This window comes from Pantoea sp. X-Soil-ISGK-275 (assembly GCF_059730795.1).
Genome location: NZ_AP035976.1, coordinates 2,005,302 through 2,025,839 on the forward strand (window position 1 = coordinate 2,005,302; position 20,538 = coordinate 2,025,839).

Here is a 20,538-nt window from a genome sequence, read left to right on the forward strand (position 1 = left end):
CATTGCTCCTTAGGGTTGCAGCCAGCTGGCCTGACGTTGCAGCACCGGCAGACGGGCGCGACGCTGATCCATATCCGGCAGCGCGGCGAGTAAGCCTTGTGTATAGGGATGTTGCGCCTGGTCGAGCTGGCTGGCAGCCAGCGATTCCACCACACGCCCGGCATACATCACCAATACGCGGTCGCAGAAGCGTCGCACCAGATTGATGTCGTGACTGATAAAGATCAGCCCCAGACCGCGTTGTTTCACCAAATCGTCCAAAAGCGCCAGCACTTGCAAACGCACCGAAACGTCCAGCGCCGAAGTGGGCTCATCAGCGATCAGCAGTTCAGGATCGGTAATCAGCATCATGGCGATCATCACGCGCTGGCCCTGACCGCCGGAAATTTCGTGCGGATAACATTGATAGATGCGGCCCGGATCGCGTACCTGTACCACTTCAAGCATCTCCATCGCTCGCTGCCGCGCAACCTCGCGCTGGCCGGGATGATGACTGCGCCAGGCTTCGGCAATCTGCTCGCCCACGCGTACCACCGGATTCAGCGAGTATTTCGGGTCCTGCATAATCATTGAGATACGCTTGCCGCGAATGGCGCGCATCTGGGCTGGCGTGGCGCGCAGCAGATCCACGTCACCAAACTGCATGCGCTGTGCCGTGACCTGCGCGCTGCGCGGATGCAGTTGCAACAGCGCGCGGCCCACGGTGGATTTGCCGGAACCGGATTCGCCGACAATCGCCAGTTTCTCCTTGCCCAACTGGAAGGAGATGCCGCGCACGGCGGGCGTCACCAGCCGACCATTGACAAAATTGACCTGTAAATCCTGCACGTCGAGCAACGGTGCAGCGCTATTCGCTGCGGGGATCGAGGATGTCACGTAAGCCATCTCCTAAGAAGTTGAACGCTAAGCTGTTGATCAGAATCGCCAGACCTGGCACCGTCACCACCCACCAACATTCCAGCATGTAAGTGCGGCCGCTGGCGATCATCGCACCCCATTCCGGATCCGGTGGCTGCGCGCCCAAACCCAGAAAACCCAGTCCGGCAGCGGTCAGGATGATGCCCGCCATATTCATGGTGATGCGGATGATCACCGACGGCAGGCACAGCGGCACAATGTGCTTCCACAGAATGCGCAGTGAAGAAGCGCCCTGTAAGCGCACCGCGGAGACAAAATCGGCCTGGCGCAGCGACAGCGCTTCGGCGCGTGCCAGGCGTGCAATCGGCGGCCAGGCGGTGAGGGTGATGGCGATCACCACATGCTCCAGTCCCGGACCGAGCGCGGCGACAAACGCCAGCGCCAGCACCAGGCTCGGGAAAGAGATGAAGATGTCGGTGACGCGCATCAATACGCTATCGACTTTGCCGCCGAAGTAACCGGCGGTGACGCCGAGCAGCAAGCCCAGCGGGCCAACGGTGATCGACACCAGCAGCACGATATACAGCGTGATGCGCGCGCCCCACACCAGACGACTGAAGATGTCGCGGCCAAACTCATCGGTGCCAAACCAGTGCTGCGCGTTGGGTGGCGTCAGCGCATTATTAAGATCCTGAATCAGCGGATGGTAGGGCGCGATCCACGGCGCGAACAGCGCCACCACCAGCAGCAGCAAAATGATGCCGCCACCAATTGCGGTTAACGGGTTGCGCGCCATCTGCCAGAGAAAATGGCCGATACGTGCGCCGGTGCGGCGACAGCGCGCCAGCCGTTCGCGCGTCTGGCTGGCTAACGGCGTATCGAGAGAAATCGTCATACTTTGGTCCTCGGATCGAACACCTGATAGAGCAGGTCAGAGAGAAGATTGAGCAGCACGAAAATCAGGCCGACCACCAGTACGCAGCCCATCACCGCATTCATATCGCCGAGCATCAAACTGCCGGTGAGATAGGAACCAAAACCGGGCCACGAGAACACGGTTTCAATCAGTACCGCGCCCTCCAGCAGCGAGCCGTACGCCAGCGCCACCACCGTCAGCAGCTGCACCAGAATATTGCGGAAAGCGTGCTGCCAAATCACCTGCCATTCGCTGAGACCTTTCACCCGCGCGGTCAAAATAAACTCCTGCGACAGCTGCGCCAGCATGAAGCTGCGTGTCATGCGGCTGATGTATGCCAGCGAGTGAAAGCCGAGCAGCGACGCGGGCAGAATCAGGTGGTTAAGCGCATTGCTGAACACCGTGAAGTTGCCCACCAGCAAGGCGTCAATAAGCAGAAAACCGGTGCGACGCGGCACAATGCCATCAAGACTGAAATCGACGCGGCCCGCGCCGCCAACCCAGCCGAGATGGGCATAAAACAGCAGCAGACCAACCATGCCCACCCAGAAGATCGGCGTGGAGTAACCCGCCAGGCTGATGATGCGCACCAGATAGTCAATCACGCTGTTGCGACGCGCGGCGGCCCACACGCCTAGCGGGACGCCGAGGCCGGTACCAATCACAATCGCCAGCGTCGCCAGCTCCACCGTGGCCGGGAAGACGCGCAGGATATCGTTGATCACCGGCTGGCCGGTCAGCAGCGCCAGCCCGAGGTTGCCGTGCAGCAGGCCTTGCAGATAGATACCAAACTGCACCCATAACGGTTTATCGAAGCCGAGTTGGTGATAAACCTGCTGATAGGTATTGTGATCGGCATCCGGCCCGACAATTGCCAGCACCGGATCGAGCGGCATCACGCGACCAATAAAGAAGGTCAGCAGCAGCAGGCCAAACAGCGTGATCGCGACCTGCACGCTGCGGCTACGCAGGCGTCGCCAGTGGCTTTTTGTTAGCTTCATTGCGCACCTCCCGCCAGGCTGTCTGGCGTTTTCCATACGTCACGCAGGAAAGTGGTGGCCGACGGGTGCGGCACGTAATCCTGCACGCGATTATTCACCACTACCGAATCGGTCATTTGCGAGATTGGCATCAGCGCCGGAATCAGCTGGTCGTAACGCTGCTGGATAGCGAAGTAATCCTGCTGCTGCTGTTTAACATCGCGCTCCAGCAACGCTTTATCGATCATGCTGTTCAGCTGCGCGTCATAAAAACCGGTGCGCCAGCCCTGAAAGTTGGTGAGCCGTGCGCTATCGGCATTATTTGGGTTGTACACCAGCGCGCGCAGGCTGGAGTGGGGATGCGGCTCCACGCCGCTGCCGCCACGTCCTACCAGCAGGTTGAACTGGCGTTCGCGCATTGCACCGTAAATCTGGTTGCCGGTGCCGGTGATGATTTTGGCGCGAATCCCGCCCTGCATCAGCGTGGACTGAATCGCGATCGCGACATTGAGGAACGGCTGATCGGCCAGCACGCGCAGCGTGGTATCAAAACCGTTGGGATAACCGGCGGCGGCGAGCAGCGCTTTAGCGCGTGGCACGTCCAGCTTGTAGCCCGGATCGGGCAACGTTGCCGGCATGCCGGATTGAATCGGCCGCTGATGCAGCGTGCCGTAACCGGCCATCAGCGTTTTGTTAATTCCCTGATAATCCACCAGATAGCGCAGTGCTTCACGCACCTGCGGATTGGCGAAGTGATTGTCCTTCATGCTCATCGCCAGGTAATAGATCGTGCCTTTTTGTACCGCGTCGATGGTGAGGTCGGGATCGTGGCGCAGCGCTTTCACATCGGGGATCGCCATGTTGCTGGCGATATCGAGATCACCTTTCTCCATCATCAGGCGCAAGGTTTGCGACTCCTGCAGATGACGGAACACCACGCGCGTCAGCTTTGGCGCACCGCGCCAGTAGTTGGCATCGCGGCTGATGCGCAGCACATCTTTGGCCTGCCATACATCCAGGCGAAACGGTCCGGAACCCGCTTCGTGGGTGGTAAGCCAGCGATTGCCCCAATCGTTATTCACCGCCTGCGCCTGCACGGTTTTACTGTCGAGCACCACCATGCTGCCGAGCGCCGCCAGCGAGTAGAGCACCAGCTTGGGATCGTTAGGCTTGGGCAGGCGAATCACCACCGTGCGCGCGTCCGGCGCGGTGATCATCTGATCCACGTTCTCTTTACTGAAGCCGTATGATTTCCATACCGACGCCTGCGCCAGATTGAGGTGCAGCACGCGGCGCATCGACCAGATCACATCGGCGCTACTCAATGGATTACCGGAGTGGAAGGTGACATTGTCACGCAAATGGAAGGTGAGTTGACGGTTGTCGGGGCTAATTTCCCAGCGCTCCGCCAGCGCGGGGCGCACGTTGGTGAGCTGCTGCGGATCTAACTCAACTAAACCGTCATAGAGATTGACCACAATGCCGACCACTTCGTTGCCGGTCATGGCGGCGGGATCGAGCGTGAGTAAGTTGTTCATGTTCATGCCCACAATTAGCTGGTCGTCTGGCGTGGACGCCAGTAGCGACGGGCTACAGGTGAGCAGCAGCAGCGCGGCGCACCACGCTCTGCAGGGGTTCATCAGGTTCATAAGCAAAGTCCAGCAGGTCAGAGGTTTATAGTTTTTTGCCGTACTGCTTGTGTTGGGCGCTTACCAGCGATTTAGCGTGTGAGTCTCAATCCACGCAAAATTGATGTCCTCCCCAAGTCCAGGGCGCGTTGGCAGATGCACAAAACCGTCGGCATCCATCGGATCAACCAGCGCGTTGAGATAGGCGGGTGGCTGTTCGTAATCAAGGAACGGATGCAGCAGACCGCGTTCGTACCAGCGGCAGTTGCGGATGGCGCCCACTACCGCGATGCTGGCGGCGCCGTTGCCGTGCACTTCGCAATCCATACCAAAGGCTTCGGCCAGGCTGGCGACTTTCATGGTGGCGGAGATGCCGCCAACGCCGTTCGCACCGGCACGCAGAATGTCGCAGGCACCGGCACGCACCCAATCGGCGCGGCTGTGGTGTTTGCCGCCGAGACTTTCCGGGCCGAGCACGTCAATGCTGAGGTTTTCCGCCAGCCAGGCGTACGACGCCATGCTCTCCTCTTCCATCGGCTCTTCGAACCAGGCGAAATTGAGTTTTTCCAGCGCTTTACCGATGGTGAGCGCATCGCTGCGGCTGTACCAGTGATAGCCGTCGAGCATCAGGGCGATGTCTGGACCAACCGCTTCGCGCACCGCAGCGCAAGCTTTGATGTCCATTTGTGGACTTGGCGCGAACGACACCGGCGGCATCCAGGTGTGCAGTTTGATGGCCTGATAACCGCGCGCCACCAGCTTTTCGGCAAACCGCGCATATTCATCGGGCGTGGATAATCCGCCTTCCAGCTCATCGCCACACATGGTGCTGCCGTAAGCAGGAATTTTCTCGCGATAGCCGCCGAGCAACTTATGCACTGGCTGCTTGAGTTTGCGGCCAATCAAATCCCACAGCGCCTGTTCCACCGCCGACAACGCGCGTTCGGTGAGTTGATGGGCGCTACCGCGCTGCCAATGCACCAGATCCTGCCACAGACGTTCGCGATCAAAGGCGTTTTGCCCAATCAGCACTTTGCGGAAGAAGGCGTTCACCACGTGCGGACGAATCACTTCGGCCGGGGCGAAGGCGTAGCCGCAATCGCCATCTTCGCTGGTGAGGGTTAGCAGCGCCATTTGCGCATCGGTCTCTGCGCCGGGATGCGAATGTCCGGCGCTGTCAGAGACGCGGCGCGTAGGGTAGCTAAACAGGGTGACATCAATGGCACTGATCTTCACGGTAACTTCTCCTTCAACTCGGTAGCGTGCCCAGCTGGGCATTAACATAAAAATAAAACGCTGTTTCATTTTGTAATTTAGCGTTCACATTTCGTTTACGCATTAGCCAAAGCGCGGGATAGCGCGGCGATTAATTGGGCATTTGCCCGGTGCGCTGTGAGGGTTTTCACGAATGAAGGGCATTTTGTGAGCGATTGCACAGTGGGAAAAAGCGGAGGGAATGTAAAAAAATGTGTCCTCGGGGCTTTTCATTTGCTGTCAGCCAGGTAATAGTGACGCCGCGAAATTTTAATAATAATCATTATCATTCCGGGTAGATCAAATGAAAAAATGGCTGTTTGCACTGGGGTTACTGGCGGTGGCGAGTCACGCTTCTGCTAAAACGATTACCGATGTGGCTGGACGACAGGTTGAAGTCAAAGAAGAATCCAAACGCATCATTCTCGGCGAAGGGCGCCAGATGTATCTGCTGGCGGCGTTTGATACCGCTGCGCCGTTCCAGCGTGTGGTGGGCTGGCGCGACGATTTCCATAAAGCCGATTACGACGGTTATATGGCGTATGAGAAGAAATATCCGCAGATCAAAAAGCTGCCGACCTTTGGTGGCGCGAAAGATGGCACCTTTAACGTCGAGCAGGCGCTGACGCTGAAGCCGGATTTAGTGCTGATGAACCTCGAATCCAAAGCCGCGACCGATGAAGGCAAGCTGATCGAGAAGTTACAAGCGGTGGGCGTGCCGGTGGTGTTTATCGACTTCCGTGAGAAGCCGATGGAACATGCTGAGCAAAGCATCCGCATTATGGGCGAGCTGGTCAACAATCCGCAGCGCGCCGAAGAGATCGTGGCGTTCCGTCGTGCGCAAATCGCCAGGGTGACCGATCGCCTAAAGAACTTTAACGGCACGCGCCCGAAAGTGATGATTGATCGCGCTGGCGGCTATACCGACGAGTGCTGCATGTCGTTTGGTAACGAAAACTTTGGTCAGATGGTGGAACTGGCGGGCGGCAGCAATATTGCCAAAGATCTGATTCCAGGCACCTTCGGCACCGTCAATCCAGAACAGATCATCGCCAGCCGTCCCGATGTGGTGGTGGTGACGGGCGCGAACTGGAAAAACTACAACACCGTTGGCAAATGGGTCGGCGTGGGTCCCGGTGCAGATGTAAAAGAGGCGACGGCGCGTTTACAGCTGCTGATGATGCGTGATGCCTTCAAAACGCTGCCGGTCGCGCACAACGGTAACGCGCATGCCATCTGGCATCAGTTCTACGACAGCCCATATCAGTTTGTCGCGATTCAGGCGCTGGCGAAGTGGCTGCATCCTGAACTGTTTGCCGATCTCGATCCGGACGCCACCTTCCGTGAGTTCCACGAAAAGTTCCTGCCATTGCCCTATCAGCCGGGTTATTGGGTAAGCCTGCCGGCAGATAAGTCTTAAGTTTGAACGTGTTAGATAAGTGTTAAACGTTACTGTTTATCTTTACTAATATTTCACAGGTGGTGGCACGTTGTTTCAGAAAAGCGAAACGCGTGCGCCATCTGATGTTAATACGGTAAAAGGGAGAGAGTAATGTTTCATACCTCAGGAAGATCGGTGTTCGGTGTGACGTTGTATACGCTGCTGGAACCGTTGCCGCTGGGCTTTTTTGTTGCCGCCTGGTTTTTCGATATCCTCTATTTGCAAACCTTCGTCATCATGTGGACCAAATCGGCCAGCTGGCTGATCACCATTGGTCTGGTGCTGGCTATCCTGCCACGATTAATCAGTTTGGTTTATTTATTCCGTGGCGCGCGGCCGAATGAGAAAACCCATTTCTGGCTGTCGCTGCTGGCAATCGTACTGGCGGTGGTGAATGCCTTTATTCACAGTCGCGATGCGTACGCGGTGGTGCCACTGGGCGTGACGCTGTCGACGTTGGTGGTGGCGCTGCTGCTGATCGCTAACGTGCAGCTGGTGTTGCGCGAACGTCGCACGCAAGGAGGTCGCGTATGAAACACTTACTCAGTGCGGTAGCCATCGCGATGCTGCTCAGCGCCTGTGACGACGGGGCGCTGATCGATCCTCAAAAGCAAATTGGTCCAAATCCTGAACTGCCGCAGGCGCAGAACTTCTTTATGCCGCCGATGCAGGTGCCGGAAGGCACGCCGTGGAAAGCCGGTGAAATGCCGAAAGTGGCGGATGGGTTGAAGATCGAAAAGATCGCCGACAATCTGCAGCATCCGCGTCAGGTGCTGGTGCTGCCGAACAATGACGTGCTGGTGGCGGAATCCAATGGCACACCGAAACCGACCACCGCGCCAAAACAGCTGATTATGGGCATTGTGCAGAAAGCGTCCGGCAAGGGCGGCGAGGGCGGCAATCGCATCACCTTGTTGCGGAACGTTAACGGCAAATGGGAGCAACATCGCTTTATCGACAACCTGACGGCGCCGTTTGGTATGCAGCTGGTGGGCGACACGCTATATGTGGCGAACGCCGATAGCCTGGTGAAATTCCCGTATCAAACCGGGCAAACCGAGATCCGCACGCCGCCGGTAGAAGTGACCGAACTGCCGGGCGGGCCGATTAACCATCACTGGACCAAATCGCTGCTCGCCAGCCCCGACGGCAGCAAGCTGTATGTCGGCGTGGGATCGAACAGTAACGTGACGGAAAACGGTATTGGCGAAGAGTATCGCCGTGCGGCGGTGCTTGAAGTGGATGCGGCCAGCGGCGCCAGCCGGATTTATGCCAGCGGCCTGCGCAATCCAACCGGCTTACAGTGGGAACCGCAGAGCGGCAAGCTGTGGGCTGTCGTCAATGAACGTGATGAAATCGGTTCGGATTTAGTGCCGGATTACCTGACGTCGGTGCAGGACAAAGGCTTCTACGGCTGGCCGTACAGCTATTATGGTCAACATGTCGATGAACGCGCACAGCCGCAAAGGCCAGACCTGGTTGAGAAAGCGATCAAACCGGATTACGCCCTGAGCTCACACGTTGCACCGCTCGGCTTGTTGTTCTACGGCGCGGATAATATGCCGCAGTATCGCGGCGGCGCGTTTATCAGCGAGCACGGCAGCTGGAACCGCACGCCGCTCAACGGCTATCAGGTGGTGTGGGTGAAATTCGAGAACGGTAAACCGGTAGGGCAGCCACAGCCGGTGGTGACCGGTTTCCTGACCGACGATCAAAAGCAGGTGCGCGGTTTGCCGGTGGGTTTAGCCACCGATCAACAGGGCGGCGTGTTGGTTGCCGATGATGCGGGAAATACCATTTGGCGTATCAGTTCCGCCAGATAATTAATCGCGGGTAATAAAAAAGGATTTGGCGTTAAGCCAAATCCTTTTTTTTATGTTCGCTAACCGGCTGGTAACCGCGCCGCGAACGGGGTGCTCAGCACTCCTCACACAGGCGATAATAAAATGTGCGGCGATATATTTCAAGTTTTGCCATAATACTGTATGGTTATACAGGTGTTGAGTGACGAGCGAAGCCTCATTGTTTTTCTGATGACTCCAGGGGCGCGGATAGTCAAATCCCGGCAGGTTTCAGGTGGTGCTGGCCTGTGGCTTTTACAATGAGAGCCGCTCAGCACTCCTCACAATTGTGCTTAGGCGGTCGGCGGGTGGAGTCAAAGCCCCGGCCGCTGAAAGGCGCGCTCCTCTCAGAGGAGAAGGAAAGTGATGGAACTTGTTCGATTGCTGCTGGACATCGTCCGCATCATTCTTCAAATCATCGTTGCCCTTTTGCAACTGACCGGTCAGGCACACTGATCGGAACTTGAGACAAGGCGGAGCTCACCCCTCCGCCTTTTTTCGCGTGGATCAAAGTCCGCTGCGCTAAAAACGCTACTATCCTCATCTCATTCTGTAATGCGAGGAAGTGCATCATGGCAATCACGTTAGGGCCGATTAGCGCGCCAGTGACGTTCAGCGACGTTGAACCGGTTTTTCTCACCGATGACACGCTGCAGGCGCGTAAAAACGCGCTGCTGGCGGGCATGCAGCGCGAGGGTTTTGACTGGTTGGTGATCTATGCCGACAAGGAACACGGCGGCAATTTCGAATATCTCACCGGATTTATCCCGCGTTTCGAAGAAGGATTGCTGCTGCTGAATCACTCCGGAGCTTGCACGCTGGTGCTGGGCAACGAAAACCTCAAAATGGCGCGCTTCTCACGCACCTCTGCTGCACTGGTGCACACGCCATACTTCTCGCTACCCAATCAGCCGATGGACAATGAAGCGCCGCTGGAAAGCCTGTTCAAAGACGCTGGCTTAGCCAACGGCCATAAAGTCGGGCTGGTGGGCTGGAAGATGTTTACGCCTGCTGCGGGTAATAGGCGTGCAATGTTTGATTTGCCGTATTTTATCGTCGACGCCATTCAGCGCACGCTTAGCGATAACGCCATATTAGAAAATGCCATCCACTTATTTATTGGCGATCACGGCGCGCGCACCACCTGCAATGCCAATGAAATCGCGCATTACGAATATGGCGCAAACCTCGCATCAAATTGCATGTTGGACGCGCTGAATGCCATCGAAGTGGGCGTGCGTGAAACCGAGTTGGGCGCGTTACTGCACGCCGAAGGGCAATGCAACACGGTGGTGACCATCGCCGCGACCGGCAGTCGTTTCGACAAGGCGAACCTCTATCCCACTTACAAAAAAGTGCAGCGCGGCGATCCGCTCTCGCTGACCACCGCTTTCAAAGGCGGGCTCTCCAGCCGCAGCGGTTTTGTTATTGCCGAGCAAAGCGAACTGCCGTCAGCTCAGCAAGATTATCTGGATCGCATCGCCAAACCCTATTTCTCGGCGGTGGTAGCGTGGCTGGAAAATATTCGCTGCGGCATGAGCGGCGGGGCATTGTATGCGCTGGTCGAGCAGGTGTTACCAAAAGAGCGCTTCGGCTGGCATCTCAATCCAGGACATCTGGTGGCGGACGAAGAGTGGATGTCTTCGCCGATTTATCACTATTCCAGCGAATTGCTCAAGAGCGGCATGATGCTGCAAATTGATATCATCCCGTCGGTGCCAGGCTACAACGGTGCCAGCGCCGAAGAGTGCGTGCTGCTGGCTGATGCGGCGCTGCAAAGCGACATCCGCAATCAATATCCGGCGCTGTGGCAACGCATCGAAACCCGCCGCCGTTATCTGCGCGAAACCATCGGCATTCAGCTCAGCGATGAAATCTTGCCGCTGTCGAATAGCGTGGCGTATTTAAGGCCGTTCTTTTTAGCCAAAGATCTCGCGTTAAGCGTGGTGAGTTGATGTTATTCGCTGAGGTCGCCATGAATGGCGACCCTACAAAATCGTGCTCAATGTAGGGTCGCCATTTATGGTGACCTAAAGGTTCAATTGACGATCTTTCAGCCCTTATATTTAATGGCTTCGATGAATTTCTCAAATGCAGCGGTGTGCTGTTTGCGGCTTGGATAATAGAGATAATATCCACTAAACGGTTCAGTCCAGTCTTCAAGCAGGCATTGCAGTTCGCCGTTGGCGATATGCTGTTTAACGGTATCCTCGGGGACATGGGCGATACCCATGCCGGCCAGCACCGCATCAATACGCGAAGCCAGATTATTAAATATCAGCTGCCCTTCAACTTTAACGCGAATATCTTTGCCATCTTTGCTGAACTCCCAGCTATATAATCCTCCCAGCGTAGGAAGCCGCATATTAATGCAGTTGTGATTCTGCAATTCGTAGGGCGTGGCGGGAATGCCGTGCTTTTGCAAATAGTCAGGCGATGCAACAGTTACCATTTTCCAGTCCGGGCCGATTCGCACCGCCACCATATCTTTCTCAATGCTTTCACCCAGTCGCACGCCAGCATCGAAACGTCCGCTGACAATATCCGTTAAGGTGTTATCGACAGAGAGCTCAACATTCACTTCCGGATAGGCTTGCAGAAACGGTTTCAGCAGCGGCCATAATGTGGAAGACAACGCATGTTCACCGGCGGTAATACGAATATTCCCCGACGGCTTGCCCTGATTATCGGCTAGTTGCAGCAGGGCCTTCTCGATATCGGCCATCATCGGTGCCACGCTCTGAATCAGGTTTTCACCGGCTTCGGTTGGCGCGACACTGCGTGTGGTGCGCGTTAATAAACGTGTGTTTAATCGCTCTTCAAGACCGCGAATCGAGTGGCTTAATGCCGATTGCGACACGCCTAATTTAGCTGCGGCGCGCGTGAAGCTACATTCGCGCGCCACCATCACTAAATAGATCAGGTCGTTGAAGTTTTCCCGCAGCATGTGGTTGACCTTATTACTGTCGTGGCGTCAAAAGAGGACACGCAAATTAGTTAGGCGGATTGTTGGTGGCGTAAAGCGGCCAGGATTCAAACAGATAGCCGTCGAAATCGATATCATCAACGTCTGAGAACTCCAGCAGCCGTTGCTTCACGTTTTCCAGATGTTGCCACATCGCCAGTTTGGCGGCGCGCGCGTCTTTTTTGATCAGCGTCGCGAGGATCTTTTTGTGATCGTCGAGCCACTGTTTACGGTAATTGTTGTTAACCAGGTGGCGATGCAGTTGGCTCCACATCACGTTATCTTCGCGCCATTGCCAGGATTGCTTGAACAGCTCAACCAGCATGCTGTTGTGCGTGGCTTCGGCAATCGCCAGATGGAAATCACGATCGCCGTTTTCACTTTGGTTGACCGCACCGGAAGCCAGCTCTTTCTCTTCCAGCTCCAGCGCCTGGCGCATCTTCATGATGTCTTCACGCGTGGCTTGCAGCGCGGCAAACTCAGCGATATTGCTCTCCAGCAGCTGGCGCGCCTGCAACATCTCAAAAGGTCCGGCATCGTTGCTGGCCTTGTGAAGCGAAACAGGCTGTTGCGGCGAGTCGTGAATCACGTAGATGCCCGCACCGCGACGCACCTCGATTAATCCTTCGAGCTCCAGCATGATCAGCGCTTCACGCACCAGCGTGCGCGTCACGTCCAGCAGTGCGGCGAGTTCGCGCTCCGGCGGCAGCCGTTCGCCCACCGCATACTGCTTCTGGGTGATCATCTGGCGGAGCATTTCCCCGACTTCCTGATAAGGGCGCTGTGCTGAAGTTTGAGTTTTCATCGTGCTCTTTTCTGTGTGTTAAAGGATTCACAACCTCTGATACAGCCTCACTCAGAGACGCGCACTATAGCATAGCGAATAAGAATCGGCCTGGTCACGACGTGCAGTGTCAGGCCTTCATTACTAAGCGTTTAGAGCGAAATAGCGTTCGGCATTATTGAAGCAGATGTCGCGCAGCATGCTGCCAAGCATCGGCTCATCATGCGGCACAATGCCCTCTTGCACCCACTGCGCCAGCAGATTGCACAGAATACGGCGGAAGTATTCGTGGCGCGTGTAGGAAAGGAAACTGCGCGAATCGGTCAGCATGCCAACAAACTGGCTGAGTAAGCCGATTTGCGACAGCTGCTCCAGCTGACGCAGCATGCCGTCGCGCTGATCGTTGAACCACCAGCCGGAGCCAAACTGCACCTTGCCAGCGATACCCGCGCCCTGGAAGTTGCCTGCCATGGTGGCCAGCACTTCGTTATCGCGCGGATTAAGGCAATAGAGAATGGTTTTCGGCAGCTGATCGTTGAGGTCCATCGCATCCAGCAGGCGCGCCAGCGGCCAGGCGATATTGTTATCGCCAATCGAATCAAACCCGCTGTCTGGCCCAAGCTGGCGGAACATGCGCGTGCTGTTATTACGAATCGCGCCGATGTGCAGCTGCATCACCCAGCCGCGCCGCGCATATTCGCTGCCGAGCCACACCAACACCGCGCTGCTGAACTGGGCGATTTCCACCTCATCCAGCACATCGTCAGAGCGACGTTTCGCCAAAATTTTATCGAGCACGCTGTCGTCAGGCACCGGGGCAAAGCGCAGGGTTTCGATGCCGTGATCCGATGCGCGACAACCGTGAGCGGAGAAGTGGTCAAGGCGACGTAACAGCGCGCGGCGTAACGCATCGAAGCTGTCGATGGCGACATCGGCGGCGGCTTCCAGACGCCCAAGATAGTCGATAAAACCCTCCAGCTCGATCTTAAATACTTTGTCCGGACGCCAGCTCGGCGCAACGTCAATATCAAAGCTGCTGTCTTCGGCGATTTGGCGGTGATAGCGCAGCGAATCAACCGGATCGTCGGTGGTGCCCACCATGCGCACCTTCATCTGGCGCATGATGCCGCGCGCGGAGAATTCCGGCGTCGCCAGTTGTTCCGCGCAGCGCTGCCAGATAGCAGGCGCGGTGTCCGGGCCAAACAGCGTATCAGTGATGCCAAACGGACGACGCAGCTCAAGGTGCGTCCAGTGATAGAGCGGGTTACCCAGGGTTTTTGGCACCGTTTGCGCCCACGCGAGATACTTGTCGTAGTCGCTGGTGTTCTTGCCGGTAATTAACGACTCATCCACACCGGCAGCACGCAGCGCGCGCCATTTGTAGTGATCGCCTTCCAGCCAGATTTGGCCGAGGTTGGCGAAGCGACGATCTTCAGCAATCTCCTGCGGATTGAGGTGACAGTGATAATCGTAGATCGGCATATCCGCAGCGAAGTCATGGTACAAGCGCCGCGCGATGTCGCTCTGCAGCAGAAAATCTTCATCCATAAAGCGCATTATTGGGCTTCCTGAGCAAAATAGGCGCGGTGGATCGCCAGTTCGACGCCGCGAATTTCAGCCAATCCTTTCAGTCGACCAATCGCCGAGTAGCCGGGATTGGTTTTCTTCTTCAGGTCATCCAGCATTTGGTGGCCGTGGTCGGGACGCATTGGAATCAAATCTTCCTCGCCCGCAGCTTTACGGCGCTGTTCCTCTTCGGCAATGGCCTTGATCACCGCAAACATATCCACATCGCCACCCAAATGTGCGGCCTCGTGGAAGCTGTTGGGGTTTTCTTCCCGTTTGGTGGAACGCAGATGCGCGAAGTAGATGCGCGGGCCGAAGCGTTTGACCATGCCGGCTAAATCATTCTCTGCCAGCACGCCGTACGAGCCGGTACACATGGTGAAACCGTTGGCGGGGCTGCTAACGGTATCGATCATCCACTGCAGATCGTCGGCGTTCGAAACAATGCGCGGCAAACCAAGAATCGGACGCGGCGGATCGTCCGGATGCACCGCCATGCGCACGCCCACTTCTTCGGCCACCGCGACAATGGCGCGCAGGAAGGTGGCAAAATTCTCACGCAGTTCGTTTTTACCGATGCCTTCATAACGCGCCAGCTGGGCGCGGAATTGATCCAGCGTGTAACCTTCCTCAGCGCCCGGTAAACCGGCGATGATGTTACGCATCAGGCGGTTACGGTGCTCTTCACTCATCGTCGCAAAGCGTTCAGCGGCCTGGGCGATCTCTTCGGCGCTGTAATCCTGCTCCGCACCGGGACGTTGCAGAATGTGCAGCTCGAACACCGCGAACTCAATCTGATCAAAGCGCAGGGCTTTCGCCCCATCCGGCAGCAGATATTCGAGATCGGTGCGCGTCCAGTCGAGGATCGGCATGAAGTTGTAGCACACGGTTTTGATGCCGCATTGCGCCAGGTTGCGCAGCGACTGCTGATAGTTGCTGATCCAATGCTGGCAGCGGCCGCTGCCGGTTTTGATCTCTTCATGAATCGGCACGCTTTCCACCACCGACCACACCAAACCTGCGGCTTCCACCAGCGCCTTACGCTGCATGATTTCGTCGACTGACCACACTTCGCCGTTGGGGATGTGATGCAGTGCGGTGACGATGCCGGTTGCGCCCGCCTGGCGCGCATCGGCCAGAGAGACAGGATCGTTGGGGCCGTACCAGCGCCAGGTCTGCTTCATGTTGTTACCTCACTCACGATTGGTTGACCAATATTCCTTGCTAGCGTGTTACTTCAAACATTCACCACGCGATTCGCGGTTAAAACTCTGCTCTTTGTACAGTTAAGTCAACCTGGCGAGTGATTTTGGTTAACCAGATCACATTTGCGACATCAAGCTGGCGACCACTTTTCGCAACTGTGGTTCACTCCTGGCGAATGGTCATAGATGATTCACTTAGGGAGAACCCGATGAACCGCAGTTTAAATCCAGGGATAACCGCCGCAGACACCAAACGCACCTTCCGCCATATGCGCTGGTGGGTGCTGGTGCTGTTCTTAGCCGGCGTGACAGTCAATTACATCACGCGTAACTCGTTAGGGCTGCTGGCCCCAGAGCTCAAAGACAGCCTTAACATCACCACCGAGCAATATTCCTACATCGTCGGTGCCTTCCAGCTGGCCTATACGTTCTTCCAACCGATTTGTGGCTGGTTGATTGATGTGATTGGCCTGAAAGTCGGCTTCCTGATCTGTGCCTCGGTGTGGGCCATTGCCTGTTTATTCCATGCTGGAGCGGGCAGTTGGCTGCATCTGGCGATTCTGCGTTTTGTTATGGGCAGCGCAGAAGCCGCTGCCACGCCAGCCAACGCCAAAGTAATTGGTGAATGGTTCCCGAAAAAAGAGCGTCCTATCGCCGCGGGTTGGGCGGGTGTCGGATTCTCCCTCGGCGCTATGCTGGCACCGCCGATTATCTACTTTGCCCATGCGGCGTTTGGCGGCTGGCAGGGCGCATTCCTGTTCACCGGCGCGCTGGCACTGGGTTGGGTGTTGCTGTGGTGGTGGCTGTATCGCGATCCCGATCAGCACCCTAATTTGTCGAAATCCGAACTGGATTTCATCCGCCAGGACAACGAACCACCGGCAGTGAAACTGCCATTCTTTACCGCGTTGAAAAGCGTATCGAAGAACAAGCGTTTCTACGGCATTGCCATTCCGGCATTCATGGCGGAACCGGCGTGGGGCGTACTGAGTTTCTGGGTGCCGCTGTATCTGGCAAAAGAGCTGGGTATGGATCTTAAACAGATCGTTATGTTCGCCTGGCTGCCATTCCTCGCCGCCGATCTTGGTAGCGCTGCCAGCGGCTATCTGACGCGCCTTTACACTAAGATCTTTGGCTTCACCCAAGTCAATTCAGTGGTCGCCAGTTCGGTAACCGGAGCCTTCCTGATGTTGTCACTGGCTGCGGTGGCGGTGACCAAAGACCCGTATGTGGCGATTGCACTGATTTCGATTGGTGGCTTCGGTCATCAGATCATCTCCTGCATGCTGAGCGCGCTGGTGGTGGAGAAGTTTGATAAAGGCCAGATGGCTACCGTCAACGGCATGCGCGGCTCGTTCGCGTGGATCTCCAGCTTCCTGTTCTCACTGCTGATCGGCGTTACCGCCGACACCATTGGATTTAATCCGCTGTTTGTCGCCATGGGCTTCTTCGACCTGATTGGTGCGGTCTTCCTGATTGCTTTTCTTGCTGAACGTCGCGCACAGCGCGCCTGAAAAGAGTAGATAACGATGAAAACGTTAAAAAATTGGTCTTTAGCCGGATCCGATGCGCACCACGTGGCGTTAACCGTCGACGGCAAACACAGGCTGTGTCTGTATGTGCTGGAAACGGGCATGTTCCGCGTGGTGATTAAACGTCAGGGCGCGTATAGCCTTGACCGCACCTGGAGCATCGCGCCTGAAAGCGATGTGCCGTGGGAAGGGCGTCAGCGCGACAGCCTGGCCGGCTTCGCCTTGCCATCGTTCACGCTGGAAGAAGAGGGCGACACGCTGGTGGTCGCCACCGATAAGCTGCGGGTGATCGTCCATCAACCGCTGGCGCTGGAGTGGCAATATTGCGACAGCCACGGCGCATGGCAACTGCTGACCTGCGACCGTCCAACCAGTGCTTATCAAATCAACGCGCACGGTGACGGCGTGGCGCACTATCAGTGCCGCATGAACGACGATCGTTATTACGGCCTCGGCGAGAAAAGCGGTGATTTGCAGCGTAACGGCCAGCGCTATGAGATGCGTAACCTTGATGCGATGGGCTACAACGCGGCCGCGACCGATCCGCTGTATAAGCATGTGCCGTTTACCATCACGCGCCGCACCGACGTCAGCTTTGGTCTCTATTACGATAATCTCAGCAGCAGCTGGTTTGATTTGGGTAATGAGCTCGATAACTATCACAAGCCGTATCGCCGCTGGCAGGCCGAAAGCGGTGATATCGACTATTACCTGTTTGTTGGCGACAAGGTGCTGGATATCACCAAAGCCTTTGTGCGTCTGACCGGTAAAACGCTGTTCGGCCCGAAATGGAGCCTTGGCTACAGCGGTTCAACCATGCATTACACCGATGCGCCGGACGCGCAAAATCAGCTGATGAACTTTATCCGCCTGTGTGAAGAACACGATATTCCGTGCGATTCGTTCCAGCTTTCGTCCGGTTACACCTCGATTAACAACAAGCGCTACGTGTTCAACTGGAACCACGACAAAGTGCCGCAGCCGGAAGTGATGAGCCAGGCGTTTCACGACGCGGGCTTGCGCCTTGCCGCTAATATCAAACCGTGCCTTTTGCAGGATCATCCGCGTTACAACGAAGTGGCGGAACAAGGCCTGTTTATTCGTGACTCTGAAGAGGATGCACCTGAGCGTTCGGTGTTCTGGGATGATGAAGGTTCACACCTCGATTTTACCCATCCGCAAGCCGTTGCCTGGTGGCAGGAAAACGTCACCAAACAGTTGCTGGAAAAGGGCATCGATTCCACCTGGAACGATAACAACGAATATGAAGTGTGGGATGGCGAAGCGCGCTGCCACGGTTTCGGTACGCCAATTGCCATCAAACACATTCGCCCGGTGATGCCGCTGCTGATGATGCGCGCCTCCATGGAAGCGCAGCAGCGTTTCGCGCCGGATAAACGTCCGTTCCTGATTTCCCGTTCGGGCTGCGCCGGGATGCAGCGCTATGTGCAAACCTGGAGCGGCGATAACCGCACCAACTGGACCACGCTGCGTTACAACATCCGCATGGGATTGGGCATGAGCCTGTCCGGGTTGTACAACGTGGGACATGATGTGGGTGGCTTCTCCGGTGATAAACCAGATGCAGAACTGTTTGTGCGCTGGGTACAGAATGGCGTGATGCATCCGCGTTTCACCATCCACTCATGGAATGACGATCACACCGTCAATGAACCCTGGATGTATCCGGCGGCTACGCCTGCGATCCGCGCCGCGATTGAACTGCGTTATCGTCTGCTGCCTTATCTCTATACGCTGCTGTGGCAGGCGCATGCTGACGATGAACCGATGCTGCGTCCGACTTTCCTCGATCATGAACAGGATGCGCAGACGTTCGCCGAGTGCGATGAGTTTATGCTGGGCCGCGATCTGCTGGTGGCCAGCGTGGTCGAGCCCGGTCAGCGCCAACGTCGTTTGTGGCTGCCTGACAACCAAACCGGCTGGTATGACTTTGCCAGCCAGCAATGGTACAGCGGCGGTCAATGGATCACGCTGGCGGCTCCGCTGGAAACCCAGCCGATGCTGGTGCGCGCCGGGGCGGGCTTGCCACTCAGCGAGCGCCTGCGTCATGTTGATGCTAAAACCGACGATCGCCGCACTTTGCAGCTGTTCCCGCTGAAAGGCAAAGGCGTCAGCCATGGTGTGCTGTTTGAGGATGATGGCGAAAGCTGGGGTTATCAGCAGGGCAATGCGCTATGGCTCAACTGGGAAATGCGCAGCGATGCGGAGGCAATCCACCTCAACTTCCAGCGCAAAGGCAGCTTCCAGCCGGCCTGGCAAACGCTGAACGTGATGTTGCCGCCGGGTGAACAGCGCCAGCTGTTCATTGATGGCGTAGCGGTGGATAAGGCGCAGGCAGAAGCAGTGTTAGCGGATATTGCTGCGGCGTAATCTTTGTTATGGGTCGCCCTGAATGGCGGCCCTACATCAATATTGTATTCGTAGGATGCGCATCAATGCGCACCTGGAATAAAGCAGAGAGATCAGTCAATTAACCCTTTCGCCCGCGCCAGCAGAAACGCGGTAACCGTTGTCGCGTCGCTGATCTTTCTTGCCAGAATCAGTTCAAGAAACGCATCGATTTTAATTTTCTTCGCGGTTAGTCCCACCTCTTCCGCATCCAGATTTTGCCCCTGATTCGCCATTCACATTTTCTGAATTAACGTGCCATCGCCTGTTTTAGGGCGTTTAGAAAAACCGTGACGCGCGTTGGCAGATGCCGTGCGGTGGGAAACAGCGCCCAGACGCCGAGCAGCTGCGGTTGCGCATCTCGCAAGCCAATCTCAATCAGTTCACCGGCCGCCAATTCCTGCTGCACATCCCAGGCAGAGAGCTGGGCGATGCCGCTGCCCGCCACACACAAGGTACGTACACCTTCCACATTGCTGCCGCTGAAACGGCCTTCAACGCTGACGCTGGAAATATGATCCTCGACCATAAAACTCCATTGCGGCACGCCGGATAAACGCAGGCAGTTATGCTGATGCAAATCGGCCAGCAGTTGTGGAGTGCCGAAGCGCGCTAAGTAGTCTGGAGAAGCACAGAGCACGCGCGGATTATCCGCCAGCCGCTGCGCCACTAACCGCGAATCCCGCAGCGGGGCGATGCGAATGGCGACATCGTAGCCGAGCCCAACAATATCGGTGACGTTATCGCTGAGTTGAAAATCGATCTTTAGTTCGGGATTCTCCGCCATCAGCGCGGGCAGCAACGGAATAATGGTGCGGCGGCCAAAGCCAGAAGGCGCGGTGATGCGCAGCTGGCCGGTTGCGCCTTGTTTATCCGGCGAGAACAGATTACGCGCGCTCTGTTCGGTTTCCATTAGGGTTTTGGCGTAGGGCAAAAACTCTTCACCTTCATCCGTCAGCGCGATGGCGCGGGTGGTGCGATGCAGCAGGCGCACGCCGAGATCTTCCTCCAGCGAGGCGAGTCGGCGCGATACTGTCATCGGCGTGGTGTTCAGTCGCCGCGCGGCCTGTGTCAGGCTGCGCGTCTGGGTGACCATCAGGAATACTTCAACATCCTTAGAGTTCATTGTAACGATTTCCGTTATACAGACGTATCATCA

At 56.6% G+C, this 20,538-nt stretch carries 17 protein-coding genes; 6 read left to right on the forward strand and 11 right to left on the reverse strand.

Going from position 1 to position 20,538, the window contains the following annotated elements:
* Positions 1–9 precede the first annotated feature (9 nt).
* Genes AC6I8A_RS09375 through AC6I8A_RS09395 form a run of 5 tightly spaced genes read right to left on the reverse strand, consistent with a single transcriptional unit; the run spans position 10 to position 5,618 of the window.
* Positions 10–876, reverse strand: coding sequence for an ABC transporter ATP-binding protein (locus tag AC6I8A_RS09375; RefSeq protein WP_265296837.1), 867 nt, complete (start codon positions 874–876; stop codon positions 10–12).
* Positions 848–1,753 carry an ABC transporter permease gene (locus AC6I8A_RS09380; protein WP_176972282.1) on the reverse strand — a complete coding sequence of 302 codons (906 nt, stop codon included), beginning with the start codon at positions 1,751–1,753 and terminating at the stop codon, positions 848–850. Before AC6I8A_RS09380 ends, AC6I8A_RS09375 begins: the two co-directional genes overlap by 29 nt.
* The gene (locus AC6I8A_RS09385; protein ID WP_008110051.1) at positions 1,750–2,775 is read right to left on the reverse strand and encodes an ABC transporter permease; all 1,026 of its coding nucleotides are present in this window, start codon (positions 2,773–2,775) and stop codon (positions 1,750–1,752) included. Before AC6I8A_RS09385 ends, AC6I8A_RS09380 begins: the two co-directional genes overlap by 4 nt.
* Positions 2,772–4,403: an ABC transporter substrate-binding protein gene (locus tag AC6I8A_RS09390; protein WP_497818360.1), complete on the reverse strand. Its 1,632-nt coding sequence runs from the start codon at positions 4,401–4,403 to the stop codon at positions 2,772–2,774. The genes AC6I8A_RS09385 and AC6I8A_RS09390 overlap by 4 nt, the downstream gene beginning before the upstream one ends.
* 60 nt (positions 4,404–4,463) lie before the next feature.
* On the reverse strand, positions 4,464–5,618 hold the full coding sequence (locus AC6I8A_RS09395; RefSeq protein ID WP_256696395.1) for a mandelate racemase family protein: 1,155 nt from the start codon (positions 5,616–5,618) through the stop codon (positions 4,464–4,466).
* Positions 5,619–5,940: 322 nt separating this feature from the next.
* Between AC6I8A_RS09395 and AC6I8A_RS09400 the strand changes: the two genes are divergently transcribed.
* From AC6I8A_RS09400 to AC6I8A_RS09415, 4 genes are all read left to right on the forward strand, one after another.
* The gene (locus tag AC6I8A_RS09400) at positions 5,941–7,056 is read left to right on the forward strand and encodes an ABC transporter substrate-binding protein (protein WP_497818361.1); all 1,116 of its coding nucleotides are present in this window, start codon (positions 5,941–5,943) and stop codon (positions 7,054–7,056) included.
* Positions 7,057–7,188: 132 nt separating this feature from the next.
* On the forward strand, positions 7,189–7,611 hold the full coding sequence (locus AC6I8A_RS09405; protein WP_008110043.1) for a DUF2231 domain-containing protein: 423 nt from the start codon (positions 7,189–7,191) through the stop codon (positions 7,609–7,611).
* Positions 7,608–8,900, forward strand: coding sequence for a PQQ-dependent sugar dehydrogenase (locus AC6I8A_RS09410; RefSeq protein ID WP_497818362.1), 1,293 nt, complete (start codon positions 7,608–7,610; stop codon positions 8,898–8,900). The genes AC6I8A_RS09405 and AC6I8A_RS09410 overlap by 4 nt, the downstream gene beginning before the upstream one ends.
* Before the next feature lie 590 nt (positions 8,901–9,490).
* Complete coding sequence (locus AC6I8A_RS09415) at positions 9,491–10,873, forward strand: M24 family metallopeptidase (RefSeq protein ID WP_497818363.1); 1,383 nt, start codon at positions 9,491–9,493, stop codon at positions 10,871–10,873.
* 98 nt (positions 10,874–10,971) lie between these two features.
* On the opposite strand, the gene AC6I8A_RS09420 is transcribed toward AC6I8A_RS09415, so the two are convergent.
* From AC6I8A_RS09420 to uxuA, 4 genes are all read right to left on the reverse strand, one after another.
* Complete coding sequence (locus tag AC6I8A_RS09420) at positions 10,972–11,865, reverse strand: LysR family transcriptional regulator (RefSeq protein ID WP_497818364.1); 894 nt, start codon at positions 11,863–11,865, stop codon at positions 10,972–10,974.
* A gap of 46 nt (positions 11,866–11,911) precedes the next feature.
* Positions 11,912–12,688, reverse strand: coding sequence for a Uxu operon transcriptional regulator (uxuR, locus tag AC6I8A_RS09425; RefSeq protein WP_256696401.1), 777 nt, complete (start codon positions 12,686–12,688; stop codon positions 11,912–11,914).
* Between the two features lie 123 nt (positions 12,689–12,811).
* Positions 12,812–14,227, reverse strand: a complete 1,416-nt coding sequence (uxaC, locus tag AC6I8A_RS09430) for a glucuronate isomerase (protein ID WP_497818941.1) — start codon at positions 14,225–14,227, stop codon at positions 12,812–12,814.
* Entirely contained in the window at positions 14,224–15,417 is a 1,194-nt protein-coding gene (gene uxuA, locus AC6I8A_RS09435; protein ID WP_256696402.1) for a mannonate dehydratase, read from the reverse strand. Before uxuA ends, uxaC begins: the two co-directional genes overlap by 4 nt.
* A 230-nt stretch (positions 15,418–15,647) precedes the next feature.
* Between uxuA and AC6I8A_RS09440 the strand changes: the two genes are divergently transcribed.
* A complete protein-coding gene (locus AC6I8A_RS09440; RefSeq protein ID WP_497818365.1) occupies positions 15,648–16,952 on the forward strand; it encodes an MFS transporter in 1,305 nt (434 codons plus the stop codon).
* Between the two features lie 15 nt (positions 16,953–16,967).
* Positions 16,968–19,361 carry a glycoside hydrolase family 31 protein gene (locus AC6I8A_RS09445; protein WP_497818366.1) on the forward strand — a complete coding sequence of 798 codons (2,394 nt, stop codon included), beginning with the start codon at positions 16,968–16,970 and terminating at the stop codon, positions 19,359–19,361.
* Between the two features lie 92 nt (positions 19,362–19,453).
* On the opposite strand, the gene AC6I8A_RS09450 is transcribed toward AC6I8A_RS09445, so the two are convergent.
* Both AC6I8A_RS09450 and AC6I8A_RS09455 read right to left on the reverse strand, forming a co-directional pair.
* Entirely contained in the window at positions 19,454–19,615 is a 162-nt protein-coding gene (locus AC6I8A_RS09450; RefSeq protein WP_265296830.1) for an NUDIX hydrolase, read from the reverse strand.
* A 14-nt stretch (positions 19,616–19,629) separates the two neighbouring features.
* Entirely contained in the window at positions 19,630–20,505 is an 876-nt protein-coding gene (locus AC6I8A_RS09455) for a LysR family transcriptional regulator (RefSeq protein ID WP_265296829.1), read from the reverse strand.
* Between the last annotated feature and the right edge of the window lie 33 nt (positions 20,506–20,538).

What these genes read in the sequence shown, in the direction of transcription:
- AC6I8A_RS09380 (WP_176972282.1), bottom strand. Translation starts at nt 1,753, where the DNA reads ATGACGATTTCTCTCGATACGCCGTTAGCCAGCCAGACGCGCGAACGG.
- AC6I8A_RS09385 (WP_008110051.1), bottom strand. Translation starts at nt 2,775, where the DNA reads ATGAAGCTAACAAAAAGCCACTGGCGACGCCTGCGTAGCCGCAGCGTG.
- AC6I8A_RS09390 (WP_497818360.1), bottom strand. Translation starts at nt 4,403, where the DNA reads ATGAACCTGATGAACCCCTGCAGAGCGTGGTGCGCCGCGCTGCTGCTG.
- AC6I8A_RS09400 (WP_497818361.1), top strand. Translation starts at nt 5,941, where the DNA reads ATGAAAAAATGGCTGTTTGCACTGGGGTTACTGGCGGTGGCGAGTCAC.
- AC6I8A_RS09405 (WP_008110043.1), top strand. Translation starts at nt 7,189, where the DNA reads ATGTTTCATACCTCAGGAAGATCGGTGTTCGGTGTGACGTTGTATACG.
- AC6I8A_RS09410 (WP_497818362.1), top strand. Translation starts at nt 7,608, where the DNA reads ATGAAACACTTACTCAGTGCGGTAGCCATCGCGATGCTGCTCAGCGCC.
- AC6I8A_RS09415 (WP_497818363.1), top strand. Translation starts at nt 9,491, where the DNA reads ATGGCAATCACGTTAGGGCCGATTAGCGCGCCAGTGACGTTCAGCGAC.
- AC6I8A_RS09420 (WP_497818364.1), bottom strand. Translation starts at nt 11,865, where the DNA reads ATGCTGCGGGAAAACTTCAACGACCTGATCTATTTAGTGATGGTGGCG.
- uxuR (WP_256696401.1), bottom strand. Translation starts at nt 12,688, where the DNA reads ATGAAAACTCAAACTTCAGCACAGCGCCCTTATCAGGAAGTCGGGGAA.
- uxuA (WP_256696402.1), bottom strand. Translation starts at nt 15,417, where the DNA reads ATGAAGCAGACCTGGCGCTGGTACGGCCCCAACGATCCTGTCTCTCTG.
- AC6I8A_RS09440 (WP_497818365.1), top strand. Translation starts at nt 15,648, where the DNA reads ATGAACCGCAGTTTAAATCCAGGGATAACCGCCGCAGACACCAAACGC.
- AC6I8A_RS09445 (WP_497818366.1), top strand. Translation starts at nt 16,968, where the DNA reads ATGAAAACGTTAAAAAATTGGTCTTTAGCCGGATCCGATGCGCACCAC.
- AC6I8A_RS09450 (WP_265296830.1), bottom strand. Translation starts at nt 19,615, where the DNA reads ATGGCGAATCAGGGGCAAAATCTGGATGCGGAAGAGGTGGGACTAACC.
- AC6I8A_RS09455 (WP_265296829.1), bottom strand. Translation starts at nt 20,505, where the DNA reads ATGAACTCTAAGGATGTTGAAGTATTCCTGATGGTCACCCAGACGCGC.